This is a genomic window from Methyloligella halotolerans (assembly GCF_001708935.1).
Taxonomy (GTDB): domain Bacteria; phylum Pseudomonadota; class Alphaproteobacteria; order Rhizobiales; family Methyloligellaceae; genus Methyloligella; species Methyloligella halotolerans.
Genome location: NZ_MASI01000002.1, coordinates 392,550 through 406,210, shown reverse-complemented (window position 1 = coordinate 406,210; position 13,661 = coordinate 392,550). Strand labels below are relative to the sequence as shown.

The following is a 13,661-nucleotide window of genomic DNA, read 5'->3' as shown; positions in this document are numbered from 1 at the left end:
AAGAAATGGCGTCCCTAAAAGATCTCAAGAACCGGATCTCCAGCGTCAAGGCGACGCAGAAGATCACCAAGGCCATGCAGATGGTGGCGGCGGCGAAGCTCCGCCGCGCCGAGCAGGCCGCTCAGGCCGCGCGTCCCTATGCTCAGCGCATGGAGACCGTGCTGGCCAATCTGGCCAACGCGCTGCGCGGCCAGGAAGGCGGTCCGCCCCTCATGGTCGGCACCGGCAGCGACCAGCGTCACCTGATGATCGTCTGCACCGCGGATCGCGGCCTTTGCGGCGGCTTCAATTCCGCCATCGTCAAGAAGGCTCGCGAGCATCTGCGCCGCCTCCTCGCCGACGGCAAGGACGTGAAGATCATCTGCGTCGGCAAGAAGGGCTATGACCAGCTTCGCCGCGACCATGCGGACAAGATCATCGAGGTGATCGAGCTGCGCGATGCCAAGACCGTCGGCTTCGTCCACGCCGAGAAGATCGGACAGAAGGTCTTGGGCATGTTCGAGGCCGGCGAGTTCGATGTGGCGACGCTGTTCTACTCCGAGTTCAAGTCGGTGATCAGCCAGGTCCCGACCGCGCAGCAGATCATTCCGGCCCAGATCCCCGAGGATGCTCCTTCCATGGAGGAGCAGCTCCGAGGCGCGGTCTACGAGTACGAGCCGGACGAGGAAGAGATCCTGGCCGATCTCCTGCCTCTCAACGTGACGACCCAGATCCTGAAGGCGCTGCTGGAAAACGCGGCATCCGAACAGGGCGCCCGCATGAGCGCGATGGACAACGCCACGCGCAATGCCGGCGACATGATCGACAAGCTTTCTCTGCAATATAACCGTACCCGTCAGGCGCAGATCACCACGAGCTGATCGAGATCATCTCCGGCGCCGAGGCGCTGTAAACGACGAAGGAAGAAATCATGGCGAAGACTGACAAATCAGATGCCACGGCCGGACATATTCGTCAGGTCACCGGCGCCGTTGTCGACGTGCAGTTCGACGATCATCTTCCGGCCATCCTGAACGCGCTCGAGACCGAAAACCAAGGTCAGCGCCTGGTTCTGGAGGTCGCGCAGCATCTTGGCGAGAACACTGTCCGCACCATCGCGATGGACTCCACCGAGGGTCTCGTCCGCGGACAGGAGGTTCGCGACACGGGCGCCCCGATCGAGGTTCCTGTCGGCGAGAAGACCCTGGGCCGCATCATGAACGTGATCGGCGAGGCCATCGACGAGGCCGGACCCATCGGCGCCGAGCAGACAGCCCCGATCCATCAGCCGGCTCCGGCCTATGTCGACCAGTCGACGGAAGCCGAGATCCTGATCACCGGCATCAAGGTCATCGACCTGCTCGCCCCTTACGCCCGTGGCGGTAAGATCGGCCTGTTCGGCGGCGCCGGCGTGGGCAAGACCGTGCTCATCCAGGAGCTGATCAACAACGTGGCGAAGGCCCACGGCGGTTACTCCGTGTTCGCCGGCGTCGGCGAGCGTACCCGCGAGGGCAACGACCTCTATCACGAGATGATCGAGTCCGGCGTGAACAAGGACCCGGCCAAGGAAGGCTCCGCGGAAGGCTCCAAATGCGCTCTGGTCTATGGCCAGATGAACGAGCCGCCCGGCGCCCGTGCCCGCGTGGCGCTGTCCGGCCTGACCGTCGCGGAGCATTTCCGCAACGAAGGCATGGACGTGCTCTTCTTCGTCGACAACATCTTCCGGTTCACTCAGGCGGGTTCCGAGGTGTCGGCCCTTCTCGGCCGTATTCCTTCGGCCGTGGGCTACCAACCGACCCTGGCCACCGACATGGGCGCCCTGCAGGAGCGGATCACCACCACTCATAAGGGTTCGATCACTTCGGTGCAGGCCATTTACGTGCCGGCCGACGATCTGACCGACCCGGCGCCTGCCACCTCGTTCGCCCATCTGGACTCCACCACCACCCTGAACCGTTCCATCGCGGAAAAGGGCATCTACCCGGCCGTGGATCCGCTGGACTCCACCTCCCGCATGCTGTCGCCCGGTATCGTCGGCGAGGAGCATTACGCGGTGGCCCGCGAGGTCCAGGAGATCCTGCAGCGTTACAAGTCGCTTCAGGACATCATTGCCATTCTGGGCATGGACGAGCTTTCCGAAGAGGACAAGCTGACCGTGGCGCGCGCGCGTAAGATCGAGCGCTTCCTGTCGCAGCCCTTCCATGTGGCCGAGGTGTTCACCGGCGTGTCCGGCGTGTTCGTCGATCTCGCCGACACCATCAAGGGCTTCAAGGGTCTTTGCGCCGGCGATTACGACGATCTGCCGGAAGCCGCCTTCTACATGGTCGGCACCATCGAAGAAGCCAAAGAGAAGGCTCAGAAGCTGGCTGCAGAGGCTGCCTAATGGCTGAAGCGTTCAATTTCGAACTGGTATCGCCCGAGCGGCTCCTCGTCTCCGAAGACGTGGAGTCCGTTCTGGTGCCGGGGACGGAAGGGGATATGACTATCCTCAAGAACCACGCCCCCCTGATCACGACCCTGAAGCCGGGCCTTCTCGACATCGTCTTCGCAGGCGGCCGTGAGGCCCGCTATTTCGTCAAGGGCGGCTTCGCCGAGGCCAACCCTTCGGGCCTGACCGTGCTCGCCGAGACCGCCATCAATCGCGACGACCTCGACGCGGCCAAGATGGACCAGGCGATCAAGGACGCCGAAGAGGACGTCGCCGACGCCGAAGACCCGCTCAAGCGGGATAAGGTGCAGATCCACCTGGATTATCTCCGCCAGGTGAAAATCACTCTCGGCCTCTGATTCCAGAAAACCTTGCAGCGCTCCGGCGCTGCAACTGTCTCTTCCCGGCCACACGATCCTGTTGGCCCGACCCACCCAAGGTTTGCTATAACTCCGCCCAAGACGATTGGGGAGGGACGAACCTGGGGGACGGGTGCACCGCACTTGATGCTCTGCACTTGAGCCGCCCGGTTTGCTGCCGGAGGCGGAATGAGTCGCAAGTCCAGTAACAAGTCCAGTCACATGCCCAGGCGATCGCTGACCTTCGGGATCGAGCGCCTCGGTCTCCTTTCCTTGTCGCTCCCGCGCCTGCTGCTGATCGCCGTGGTCGTCCTGATCACGATCGGCGCCTTCTTCGGCATGCAGCGCCTCAGGGTCGACGACTCCCTTTCGGAGCTCTTCCGCACCGACACCCCCGAATTCGCGACCTACGAGAGCCTTTCGGAGCGCTTTCCCTCCAGCGAATACGATGTCCTGATCGTCGTCACCGGGCAGGATCTGCTCGCACGCGATTCCATCATCGCCCTGCGCAACCTCGCCGTTGATCTGCATTTCGTGGACGGCATGGCCGGCCAGGTTTCCCTGTTCTCCGCCCGCGAGGCGCCCCAGCCGGGCAAGGTCCCGGGGCCGGTCTTCCCGGACGATCTGCCCGAGGGCGCCGCCTACGATCAGATGATCCAGAAGGTCCGCGACAACGAGATCATCAAGGGCAAGCTGCTCTCCGACGACGGCACCTTGGCGCTCATCCTGCTCGCCCTCGACCGGGACATCGTCGCCGAGCAGGGCCTCGAGACGGTCATCAAGCAGATCAAGGATACCGCCAAGCAGGATCTCGGCGATACGGATCTTCAGGTCAGCATGTCCGGCGCCCCGGTCATGCAGCTTGAGATCCGCAACGCCGTGAAGCGGGACCGCAACCTCTACAACGCCCTCGGCTTCCTGTTCGGCGCGGTCATCGCCTTCGCCTTCTTCCGGCGGTTCTCCCTCATGATCGTGGCCGCCCTGCCCCCGGTCATCGCCATCGTCTGGTCCCTGGGCATGTTCGGCTGGCTCGGCTTCAAGCTGAACCTGTTCCTGAACGTCATGATCCCGCTCATCATGGTGCTCGGCTTCTCCGACTCCATGCAGCTCACCGTTGCCGCCCGGGACCGGATGCTCCGGGGCCGCTCGCCCATCGACGCCTCGCGTTATTCCCTGCTCGTGGTCGGCCCGGCCTGCGTGCTCTCCAGCACCACCGCGGCGGTCTCCTTCCTGGCGCTGTTCTTCTCCGACTCCGCCCTGATCCGCACCTTCGGCATCGCCGGCGCGCTCTCCACCATCCTCGCCTTCATCGTCTGCATCATGATCGTGCCGCTGCTGGTGCGGCTGCTGATCCGGGATCACGAGAACCTCGGCGTTTCCCAGGACCGCGACAATCCCTTCATGGAGGCGCTGAAGAACCGCTGCGCCTGGCTCGCCGACTTCGTCGTCAAACGGCCTCTTGCCATCCTGAGCCTTGGTGTCATCGCCGTGCTGGCCCTCGGCATCATCTACAGCACCCTTCCGCCCCGTTATCGCCTCGCCGATCAGGTGCCCGACAAGGAGCAGGCCGTCGAGGCATCCGCCCAGCTCGATCAGAAGCTCACCGGTGCCAACCCGCTCCACGTCATGATCGATTGGCCGGCCGGCAAATCCCTCTACGACCCCGACGTGCTCGCGGTGATCGGCGAGGTGCATGATGCCGTCCAGTCCGAGCCCGATGTCGGCAATGTCTGGTCCATCGCGACGCTGCAGCGCTGGCTGGCCCGGACAGATGAGGACACGCCCGAGAAGCTGCAGGAATACGTGAGCATCCTGCCGGACTACCTCACCAACCGCTTCATCAACGAGCAGGCCCATGCCGCCGTCGTCACCGGCCGCGTGCCCGATATCGACGTCAGCAACCTGCTGCCCGTGGTGGACAAGCTCGAGACCCGCCTCAACCAGCTGCGCGAGCAGCACCCTGAGTTCCAGATCCGCGTCACCGGGCTCTCGGCCATTGCCGCTCGCAATAGCGCCAGCATGATCGAGAACCTCAACATGGGTCTGACAGTGGAGATCGCGGTCATCGCGCTCTTCCTGGGGCTGATCTTCCGCTCCTGGCTCGTCGTCGTGGTGAGCGTGGTGCCGATCCTCTTCCCGGTCTTCTCGGCTGGAGCCCTTCTCGCCCTATCCGGCGAGGGCCTGCAATTCGCCTCCATCGTCGCGCTGATCGTGGCCTTCGGCCTCTCGCTGAACGCGACCGTGCACTATCTGAACCGCTTGCGATTGGAAGACAGGGAGCATCAGGATCCGACCGTCGCGGTGCGGCGCGCCGCCGTGCTCATCGGTCCGGCGCTGGTTCTGACATCGACGATCCTGGCCTTCGGCCTCGGCATCACCGTGCTGTCGTCTCTGCCGTCATTGAGACTGTTCGGAAAGCTCGCGGCTCTGACCCTCATCGCCGCGCTGATCGGCGATCTGGTGCTCCTGCCTGCCTTTGTGCTTGTGATCCGCCGGGTGATGGCGCGCTTGCGGGGCGAGCCCCCCGCCACCAATGCCGAGCAGGCGAGCGCCGAAACCTCGTGACAGCGGCCAGCGCCTTAGGGCCTCTGGTCCTAGCTGCGTAGCGTCTGAACCAGCGGTGCGAATTCGTCGACCAGCCGGGTATAGACGTCCCGCTTGAACGGCACGATCAGCTCGGGCAGCGTCTCGAGCGCGACCCACTGCCAGGCGTCGAACTCCGCATCGTGATCCGGCCGGCCGTCGAGATCGATCTCGCTCTCTTCCCCGTCGAAGCGGGCCACGAACCATTTTTGGCGCTGGCCGCAATAACGTCCCTTCCAGGCGATGCCCACCAGCTCGGCTGGAAGATCGTAATGGTACCAATCTCGCGACTCGCCGATCAGCTCGGCGGACTGCACCCCGGTCTCTTCATAGAGCTCCCGGCGGGCGGCGACATCCGGCGCCTCGCCGGGATCGATGCCGCCCTGCGGCATCTGCCACCAATCGCCACGACCTTCGGTCGTGTCCTGGCGGTCGGTTCGGCGCCCGACGAACACGAGCCCATGCGGATTGACCAGCATGACCCCGACGCAGGGACGGTAAGGCAGGGTGGATTTCGTCTCGTCGGTCATAGGGAGGTTCGGATGCTGGGAATGAGAAGACGTTCGAAAGTCGTTGCTAGCTGCTGGCGGAGAGCGCCGCGCTTACGGGAACCAGAGAGATCCCCTTCTTGTCGAGCTTGCTGGCCCAAGACAGGATCTGCCGCACCGCAGCTGGTGAAGCTTCCGTGACCGCAATCGCCCCACCCTTCTCCTGCGCGGTCGCTTCGAGTTGGGTCAGCATGTTTTTGATCTCTTCTTCAGACTGGTCGCCGGCGATTTCCATCACGGCCGAACCATAGGGAAGCCCGAGCCCCTGGGCGATACCCGGTCCCACCGAATCCTTAGACGATCCGTCGCTCACATAGATCAATCCGCGATCCTTAAGCTCGGTGAGCAACGGCTTCATGACCGCCTCGGTGGACTGAAACTTGGTCCCGAAATAATTTGTCACGCCCACATATCCTGTGAAGCGTGACATTAGCCAATGAAGGCGTCCCTGGTTCTCCGCGGCATCCACATCCGTCAGCAGGGTGTGGGGACCGGGATCGTTGTTCGGATAGTTCGGAGGCTCCAGCGGGATTTGGAGGAAGACCTCGTGCCCCTTGTCCCGGGCGCGGGTCACCCAATCCTGCAAGCCGCGCCCATAGGGGCCGAGTGCGATGCTGACCTGGGGCGGCATGTGCAGCAGCACCTGGGTAATCACCTCGGCCTGACCGAGCCCATCCATCAGGATGGCCACCTTCGGCTGGTTGGCCGCCTCGCCCGCCGGCCCCACCGCAGCATAGACTTTTGCCGGCGTTTCGCCGTCTTCCGCCACCTTCGGCAGCGGTCCGTACTCGGATTGTTCTATTAAGCCTTCCACCGGAGCGGGCGGCAGGGCATTCCTCTTGGAGTCGGAATCCTTGCCCCCGGCCAAAGTCATGCCGGGGGTGTCGGACTCCGGAAGATCCGGAAGGTCTAGTTCGGAACGCTCGTCGTTTCCGGGCGGCGTTTGATTGCCTTCCGGGGCGCCTTGTTGCCCCTCCGGCACCACGTCGATGATAACCGATTGCTCGCCTGGCTGTGGCGAAGGCAGAACCGCCATGACGGCTATGCCCAAGCTCAACAGTAGCACCACGAGCGTTGCCGTGATGGCCAACGCTTTCATCGTGCTTGTCCCTCCCCGCGCTTCATTCCCCCGGTGAGACACGGCCCGGAGACCATCCCGGTCCCGGCCCGCGCCCGATCGTCTTCCCAGCCGGCCCGCACGCCTATTCGGCTTCCGTGCTCTTGGCCTGTGCCTGTTTGGCCTTCGCCTGCTTCGCGTCGGCCTGCTTCTTGAGCTCGGCCTCCACGGTCTTCTTGCCGCGCAGGATATCCAGCGCATAGATCAGCTGGGTGTCCTTGCTCTTGTCCTTCGGAACATAGGCGGAGCTGCCGGAGGCTTCGTCGTCCGCCTCCTCGTCGCCCTCGTTCCGAAGATGACCGCGAAGATCGGCCTCGCCGCGGGTTCCCGCCGCCTCGGCCTTCTTCTTCAGATCATCGGGCAATTCCTCCTCGACCACGAGATCGGGCTCAATGCCCTTGGCCTGGATGGAACGTCCCGACGGCGTGTAGTAGCGCGCCGTGGTCAGCCGCAGCGCACCATCGCCGAGCGGGATGATGGTCTGCACGGAGCCCTTGCCGAAGGAGCGGGTGCCGATGGTGGTCGCCCGCTTGTGATCCTGCAGAGCGCCGGCCACGATCTCCGATGCGCTGGCCGACCCGCCATTGATCAACACGATGATCGGCTTGCCGTCGACGATGTCGCCGTCCCGGGCGTTCGACCGCTGGCTCTCTTCCTGGTTGCGGCCGCGCGTCAGCACGATGGCGCCCTTGTTCAGGAAGGAGTCGGAGACCGAGATCGCCTGGTCGAGGAGACCGCCGGGATTGTTACGCAGGTCGATGACCCAGCCCTTCAGCTTGTCCGGCCCGATCTCTTCTTCGAGATCCTTCACGGCCTTCTGAAGATTGGGCGTGGTCTGCTCGTTGAAGGTGGTGATCCGGATGTAGCCCACATCGTCTTCGGCGCTGTATTTCACCGGATTGATGTGAATGATGTCGCGGGTGATCTTGACCTTGAACGGCGCATCCTCGCCCTCGCGGATGACGGTCAGCTCGATCGGCGAATTGACCGGACCGCGCATCTTCTCGACCGCTTCCTGAAGCGTCAGGCCCTGGATCTCCTTGCCGTCCAGATGGGTGATCAGGTCGTTGGCCAGGATGCCGGCCCGCTCGGCCGGCGTGTCGTCGATCGGCGACACCACCTTGACCACGCCGTTCTCCATGGTGACCTCGATGCCCAACCCGCCGAACTCGCCGCGGGTCTGCACCTGCATATCGCGGAAATGTTCGGGATTGAGATAGGAGGAGTGCGGATCGAGACCGGTCAGCATGCCGTTGATGGCGGATTCGATCAGCTCCTTGTCCTCGGGCTTCTCGACATAATCGGCCCGGACCCGTTCCAGCACCTCGCCGAACAGATCGAGCTGCTGGTAGATCTCGGAGTTGGCCGCCGAGGCGGATTCACTCTTCGCGACACTGACCATCGCTGAGCCGGCACCAATCACCGCCAGCAGCAAGAGGGTCCACACTGCGTATTCGGATTTCCGCATCATCCTTGCACCTTATCGGACAGCTCCGCCCACCATGGGTCGGGGTCTATCGGTCGTCCGTCCTTCCTGAATTCAACATAGAGAGCCGGGCGAGAGGTAGCCCCGTCCTTACCGTTGCTCCCGGAGGCTACGCCCATCTCTGCGATGGGCTCACCGGCGAGAACGAATTGACCGACGGTCACATCTATACGGTTCATGCCCGCAAGCAAAATATGATACCCCCCGCCAGCATTGAGGATCAAGAGTTGCCCGTAGGACCGGAAGGGTCCTGAGTAGACGACCCACCCATCCGCCGGGGCCGTGACGCGGGCTTTCGGACGCGTGGCCAGGGAAAGGCCTTTCCGGGTCCCGCCGAGTTCGTCCTCATCCCCGAATTTCGCGAGATACTGGCCCTGCGCCGGCAACGGCAGCTCGCCCTTGGTGTCGTCGAAAGGCACCGCCGGCTTCATCCGGTCCGGGCTTGCGAAAGCCACCTTGCGGCTCTCCGGCTTCACCTCGACCAGATTGTCGTCCGGCCCGCCGAGCATCTGCTCTTCCTGGCGCTTCCGGAGCGCCTGCTCCGCGGCCACCTCGGCCTCGTACTGCGCGATCTCGGCCTTGGCGATGCGGTCGTCCAGCTTCTCCACCAGCTCGCCCAGCGAGCCCACCTGCTGGGCCTGCTCTTCGGCCTGCTCCTTCACCGCGACCAGCTCGCTCTGACTCGCCTGGAGCCGTTGCTTCTTCGCCTCCAGGAGCTGATCCAGCCGGTTGCGCTCCGCCGCCAGCTTCTCGGTGTCTTGCTGCTCGCGGTCCCGCTCCTGGCGGATCCCATCCTCCAGCGCGACCAGCCGGTCGAGCTCGTCCGAAAGGAGGTCGGCCTGATATTTCAATTCGGGGAAGACCTTCGCCAGCAGCATGGCGCTGCGCACCGCGGCCAGCGAATCTTCCCGCGGCGTTACCAGGGCCGGCGGCGGGGACCGGCCGATCCGCTGCATGGCGCTCAGCATCTTGACGATGGTCCGCTTGCGGTCGGTGATCGACGATTGAACGGTTTCGACCTGATCGCTCATCTCCTTCAGCTTCGCCTCGGTCTGCGAAAGCTTGGCCTCGCTGGCCTGGACACGGCGTCCCGCCTCGATCAGGGCCTCGTTGAGCTTGGCCCGCTCCTTGGCAAGCGCCACAACATCTTCCGCCAGTCCTTCCTGGCGCGACCGGCTCTGTTCCAGCTCCTGGCGGGTGGATTCGAGCTTCTGCTTCGCCTCGTCGCGGGTCAGCTCTTCGTCGATCGAAGGGGGCGTTTCGCCTGAGGCCCCGTCTTGCGCCGGGGCTGCGGAGGGCAGCAGAGGCAACGCCAAAGCCACGATCAGCGCCAAGCGATGTGGAAAACGTGACCCGAAGGACAATGAACCGGCCATGCGCGAGATTGCGTTCCGAAGGGGGCGGGTGGAAACCGCTTCCGGGGGGACGCGTCGATTGAGGCGACCACACCGGAGCCATAGGGCAGAATCAAGGCACTCTGGTTAACATTCTTTAACCCAGCAAGGCACTTAGAACCGATGTGAGGCGACCGGGAGTGCCTGCCTAGCCCCGGTGATAGGGATGGCCGGCCAGGATCGTCATGGCCCGGTAGATCTGTTCGGCGAGCACGATGCGCGCCAGGCCGTGAGGAAGAACCATGGGACCGAGGGAGAGTGTGTCCTCCGCCCGCTCCAGAAGACCGTTACCGAGCCCGTCCGCGCCGCCAATGACGAAGCAGACCCCAGGCACCGCCTCGTCCCGCAAGCTCCGCAGCCGGTCGGCGAACGCTTCGCTGGACACGGCTCGGCCGTTTGGATCGAGCGCGACGATCCTGGCATCCGCCGGAATTTTGGAAATCAGCGCATCGGCTTCGGCAACCTTCCGCGCCTCCGCGTCAGGCAGTTTCGCCTCGGGCAGCTCGGCTTGGGTGACGGGACCGAATCCCATCGTCCGCCCGCTCGCCTGAGCGCGGTCGAGATAGGTGGCCAGAAGCTCCCGCTCAGGCCCCCGCTTGAGCTTCCCGACAGCCGCGATCTGGAGCCGCATCATGGGGCTGTCGCCCCGCGGCCCGCACGCACGCCGGGAATGGTGCTATACCGCCAGCCGCTCGATAGGCCGGTCGGCGGACCACATCTTTTCCAGATTGTAGAACTCGCGAACTTCTGGACGAAAGATATGGATCACAATGTCGCCCGTATCGATCAGGACCCAGTCGCATTGCGGCATGCCTTCGACCCTGGCCCGACCGAAGCCTTCTTGCTTCAGCACCTTGACCAGCTGGTCGGCGACAGCACCGACATGCCGTTGGGACCGGCCTGAAGCAACGATCATGTGATCGCCGATCGAGGTCTTGCCCTTGAGATCGATTGTAACGACGTTTTCGGCTTTGGCGTCGTCGAGAGCCTTCTCAACAATGCTCAACAGACGCGCCGGATCTGGCAACTGCCCCGAGCTCGCACTGTATCGGTTAAGCTCGGTGGGAGGAGCGCCGTGATCGGCACCCTCACTAGATGAGCGCATTTTGCGATAGACATCCTTCTGTCGTTGCACACTCGCGAAGCTGACTTGAACGCTGCAACGAGCCCCTCCAAGCAACTCCCACGAAGACACCCCAAAGATAGTATGGCCGATGGGCGCCTTTCAATAGCGATAGTCGATTCGAATGACGATTTGATCGCCCCGCCCCCGTCCCGGCGGTCGACGCCCCCGATCGCCGGTCCTCGATTGCTTTGACACTGTCATTGGCCTGTTGCTTAAGTTGCAAAACAGCACGGGAGGAAATGGCAATGAGACGAGGACTTTTGGCATTCGCGCTGCTTGTCGGGACGGCCGCACCGGCTGCGGCAGGCACGCTTCTGGCTTCCCCGACAAGATCATCGACGGCGACAGCTTCACCTTGTGCGAGGGCCGCGCCTGCAAGGAGGTCCATCTTTGCGGGATCAGGGCACCCTCCGATGGCGAGGAAGGCTTCCAGGAATCCTCCGACGCCCTGATGACCATCCTGGGCGGCAACCTCATCAAATGCACCCAGGTCGGCGGCGGGACGCCGTGCGACGAGAAGGGCAAATCCACCGACGGCGAAGCCATCGTGGCGACCTGCCATATCGGCTCACACGACATTGCCGAAGACATGGCGAAACACGGCTTCGCCTGCGATCAGGTGAGCATGTCCGGCGGACGCTATTCCGGCGAAGGTCTCGGCAAGCCTTGCGATACACAGCAAAGCGCGCTTAAGCCGGCGGAATAGACCGCTTAATCGGTGCTGCCATTCTCGCGAATTTCCGTCGAGGAAAGCGAGGACAGCGGCAGGGTGACGAGGGTCCAGGCGGGCGGGCGCATGAGTGCGAGCCCCGCCGCATCGCTCGGATCCACGAAGCGCCGCGCGAAGACCTGCGCCGCCTTTCCGGCCCGCGCCTTCATGCGGAAGCCGGGCCTGTCGAACACCGCCACCGGCATCGTCTCGAAGATCGCATGCCAGTCCTTCCAGCGGTGGATGTCGGCCATGTTGTCCGCGCCCATCAGCCAGACGAAATTGGTCTCGGGATACAGTCGCTTCAGCGTGCGAAGCGTATCGGCCGTGTAAGGCGATCCCTGCCCCTTCTCGAAATCCGTGACCTTGATGCGCGGATGGCGCGCCACGGCTTCCGCGGATGCCACGCGCTCCTCGATCGAGGGACCGGTTGGGGTCTTCAGGGGATTGCCCGGCGTGACAAGCCACCAGACCTGATCGAGCTGCAGCCGCTTCAAGGCCGCGAGGGTGATGTGCCGGTGGGCCTCATGGGCAGGGTTGAACGACCCCCCCAGCAGTCCGATCCGCATGCCCGGCGCCGCCAGGGGCGGCTTGGCGCGAAGGTCGATGGTCCGGCTTCCAGATACCAACGGGAAAGACCCTAGGGCCGCGTCTGGCCGCTGCCGCGGACCACGTATTTGAAGGTCGTGAGCTGCTCCACCCCCACGGGACCGCGTGCATGGAAGCGGCCCGTCGCGATGCCGATCTCCGCGCCCATACCGAATTCGCCGCCATCGGCGAACTGGGTGGAGGCGTTGTGCAGCACGATGGCCGAGTCGACTTGCGTGAGGAACCGGTCCGCCGCCGCTTGGTCGCCGCTCACGATGGCATCCGTATGCTGGGAGCCGTAGGCCGCGATGTGGTCCATGGCCTCGCGCTGGTCGGCGACCACCTTCATGGCGACCACGGGCGCCAGGTACTCGGTCAGCCAATCGGCTTCCGTCGCCGCGATCACCCGATCGTCTTCCTGCTGCACGGCCTCATCGCCACGCACCTCGCAGCCGGCATCGATCAGGATCTCGATCAGCGGCTTCAGATGGGTCTCAGCAATGGCGCGGTCCACCAGAACCGTCTCGGCCGCGCCGCAGATCCCCGTGCGCCGCATCTTGGCGTTGAGCACGATATCCTTCGCCATCTGAAGATCGGCGCTCCGCTCCACATAGACGTGGCAGATGCCTTCCAGATGGGCGAACACCGGCACCCGCGCTTCCTCCTGGACCCGCGCGACCAGGCTCTTGCCGCCCCGGGGGACGATCACGTCCACCGAGCCGTTCAGCCCGCCGAGCATCATGCCGACCGCCGCACGATCCGTCACCGGCACGAGTTGGATCGCCGCTTCCGGCAGCCCGGCTGCCGTCAGCCCTTCCACCAGAGCGCCATGGATCGCCTGGGACGTCGCAAGCGCATTACTGCCGCCACGCAGGATCACCGCATTGCCGGACTTGAGCGACAGCCCGCCCGCATCGCTGGTCACATTGGGGCGGCTCTCATAGATGATGCCGATCACGCCAAGCGGCACGCGGACACGGGAGATCTGAAGTCCGTTGGGCCGCTCCCAGGACGCCATTTCCTGGCCCACCGGATCGGCCAGCGCCGCGATATCCCGCAGGCCCTTTGCCATCCCCGCGATCCGATCTTCGGTGAGGGTGAGCCGGTCGACGAAAGCGTCTTCCATGCCGCTTTCCTTGGCAGCGCGACCGTCTTCGGCATTCACCGCCAAGATCTCGTCCGTCCGGGCCACCACCGCGTCGGCCATCTTCCGGAGAGCTGCGTTCTTTGTCTCCTCCGACGCCGTGGCCAGCGCATGGGCGGCCGACCGCGCAGCCTCGCCGATGCCGAGCATCAGCGCGTCCAGGCTTTGCGAATCCTGCCGTTTCACCGCCGCGTCCATGA

At 64.1% G+C, this 13,661-nt stretch carries 12 protein-coding genes and 1 pseudogene; 5 read left to right on the top strand and 8 right to left on the bottom strand.

Going from position 1 to position 13,661, the window contains the following annotated elements:
- Positions 1-5 precede the first annotated feature (5 nt).
- The 4 genes and pseudogenes from A7A08_RS06280 (at position 6) to A7A08_RS06265 (ending at position 5,331) form a co-directional block, all read left to right on the top strand.
- Positions 6-892, top strand: a pseudogene (locus tag A7A08_RS06280) (F0F1 ATP synthase subunit gamma).
- Positions 893-910: 18 nt separating this feature from the next.
- On the top strand, positions 911-2,362 hold the full coding sequence (atpD, locus tag A7A08_RS06275) for a F0F1 ATP synthase subunit beta (RefSeq protein ID WP_069094627.1): 1,452 nt from the start codon (positions 911-913) through the stop codon (positions 2,360-2,362).
- Positions 2,362-2,766 carry a F0F1 ATP synthase subunit epsilon gene (locus A7A08_RS06270; RefSeq protein ID WP_069094626.1) on the top strand — a complete coding sequence of 135 codons (405 nt, stop codon included), beginning with the start codon at positions 2,362-2,364 and terminating at the stop codon, positions 2,764-2,766. Before atpD ends, A7A08_RS06270 begins: the two co-directional genes overlap by 1 nt.
- 189 nt (positions 2,767-2,955) lie before the next feature.
- On the top strand, positions 2,956-5,331 hold the full coding sequence (locus A7A08_RS06265) for an efflux RND transporter permease subunit (protein WP_069094625.1): 2,376 nt from the start codon (positions 2,956-2,958) through the stop codon (positions 5,329-5,331).
- Between the two features lie 29 nt (positions 5,332-5,360).
- Here A7A08_RS06265 and A7A08_RS06260 read toward each other — a convergent pair whose 3' ends face one another.
- The 6 genes from A7A08_RS06260 to rsfS form a co-directional block, all read right to left on the bottom strand.
- The gene (locus tag A7A08_RS06260; protein ID WP_069094624.1) at positions 5,361-5,879 is read right to left on the bottom strand and encodes an RNA pyrophosphohydrolase; all 519 of its coding nucleotides are present in this window, start codon (positions 5,877-5,879) and stop codon (positions 5,361-5,363) included.
- A 46-nt stretch (positions 5,880-5,925) separates the two neighbouring features.
- The gene (locus A7A08_RS06255) at positions 5,926-6,996 is read right to left on the bottom strand and encodes a divergent polysaccharide deacetylase family protein (protein ID WP_069094623.1); all 1,071 of its coding nucleotides are present in this window, start codon (positions 6,994-6,996) and stop codon (positions 5,926-5,928) included.
- A 103-nt stretch (positions 6,997-7,099) separates the two neighbouring features.
- A complete protein-coding gene (locus tag A7A08_RS06250; protein WP_169822939.1) occupies positions 7,100-8,485 on the bottom strand; it encodes a S41 family peptidase in 1,386 nt (461 codons plus the stop codon).
- A complete protein-coding gene (locus A7A08_RS06245) occupies positions 8,482-9,876 on the bottom strand; it encodes a murein hydrolase activator EnvC family protein (RefSeq protein ID WP_069094622.1) in 1,395 nt (464 codons plus the stop codon). The genes A7A08_RS06250 and A7A08_RS06245 overlap by 4 nt, the downstream gene beginning before the upstream one ends.
- 166 nt (positions 9,877-10,042) lie before the next feature.
- On the bottom strand, positions 10,043-10,528 hold the full coding sequence (gene rlmH / locus A7A08_RS06240) for a 23S rRNA (pseudouridine(1915)-N(3))-methyltransferase RlmH (RefSeq protein ID WP_342586630.1): 486 nt from the start codon (positions 10,526-10,528) through the stop codon (positions 10,043-10,045).
- 42 nt (positions 10,529-10,570) lie between these two features.
- On the bottom strand, positions 10,571-10,999 hold the full coding sequence (rsfS, locus tag A7A08_RS06235; protein WP_083226504.1) for a ribosome silencing factor: 429 nt from the start codon (positions 10,997-10,999) through the stop codon (positions 10,571-10,573).
- A gap of 376 nt (positions 11,000-11,375) precedes the next feature.
- Here rsfS and A7A08_RS06230 point away from each other — a divergent pair, with 376 nt between their 5' ends.
- Positions 11,376-11,726, top strand: coding sequence for a hypothetical protein (locus A7A08_RS06230; RefSeq protein WP_069094620.1), 351 nt, complete (start codon positions 11,376-11,378; stop codon positions 11,724-11,726).
- Positions 11,727-11,731: 5 nt separating this feature from the next.
- Here A7A08_RS06230 and A7A08_RS06225 read toward each other — a convergent pair whose 3' ends face one another.
- Both A7A08_RS06225 and A7A08_RS06220 read right to left on the bottom strand, forming a co-directional pair.
- The gene (locus A7A08_RS06225; RefSeq protein WP_245290829.1) at positions 11,732-12,358 is read right to left on the bottom strand and encodes a nicotinate-nucleotide adenylyltransferase; all 627 of its coding nucleotides are present in this window, start codon (positions 12,356-12,358) and stop codon (positions 11,732-11,734) included.
- An 11-nt stretch (positions 12,359-12,369) separates the two neighbouring features.
- Positions 12,370-13,659: a glutamate-5-semialdehyde dehydrogenase gene (locus A7A08_RS06220; protein ID WP_069094706.1), complete on the bottom strand. Its 1,290-nt coding sequence runs from the start codon at positions 13,657-13,659 to the stop codon at positions 12,370-12,372.
- Positions 13,660-13,661 lie beyond the last annotated feature (2 nt).

Bases quoted from the DNA above. Each gene is read 5' to 3' on its own strand.
- A7A08_RS06220 (WP_069094706.1), bottom strand. From the start codon at position 13,659: ATGGACGCGGCGGTGAAACGGCAGGATTCGCAAAGCCTGGACGCGCTG.
- rsfS (WP_083226504.1), bottom strand. From the start codon at position 10,999: ATGCGCTCATCTAGTGAGGGTGCCGATCACGGCGCTCCTCCCACCGAG.
- A7A08_RS06245 (WP_069094622.1), bottom strand. From the start codon at position 9,876: ATGGCCGGTTCATTGTCCTTCGGGTCACGTTTTCCACATCGCTTGGCG.
- A7A08_RS06270 (WP_069094626.1), top strand. From the start codon at position 2,362: ATGGCTGAAGCGTTCAATTTCGAACTGGTATCGCCCGAGCGGCTCCTC.
- A7A08_RS06265 (WP_069094625.1), top strand. From the start codon at position 2,956: ATGAGTCGCAAGTCCAGTAACAAGTCCAGTCACATGCCCAGGCGATCG.
- A7A08_RS06250 (WP_169822939.1), bottom strand. From the start codon at position 8,485: ATGATGCGGAAATCCGAATACGCAGTGTGGACCCTCTTGCTGCTGGCG.
- A7A08_RS06260 (WP_069094624.1), bottom strand. From the start codon at position 5,879: ATGACCGACGAGACGAAATCCACCCTGCCTTACCGTCCCTGCGTCGGG.
- rlmH (WP_342586630.1), bottom strand. From the start codon at position 10,528: ATGATGCGGCTCCAGATCGCGGCTGTCGGGAAGCTCAAGCGGGGGCCT.
- atpD (WP_069094627.1), top strand. From the start codon at position 911: ATGGCGAAGACTGACAAATCAGATGCCACGGCCGGACATATTCGTCAG.
- A7A08_RS06255 (WP_069094623.1), bottom strand. From the start codon at position 6,996: ATGAAAGCGTTGGCCATCACGGCAACGCTCGTGGTGCTACTGTTGAGC.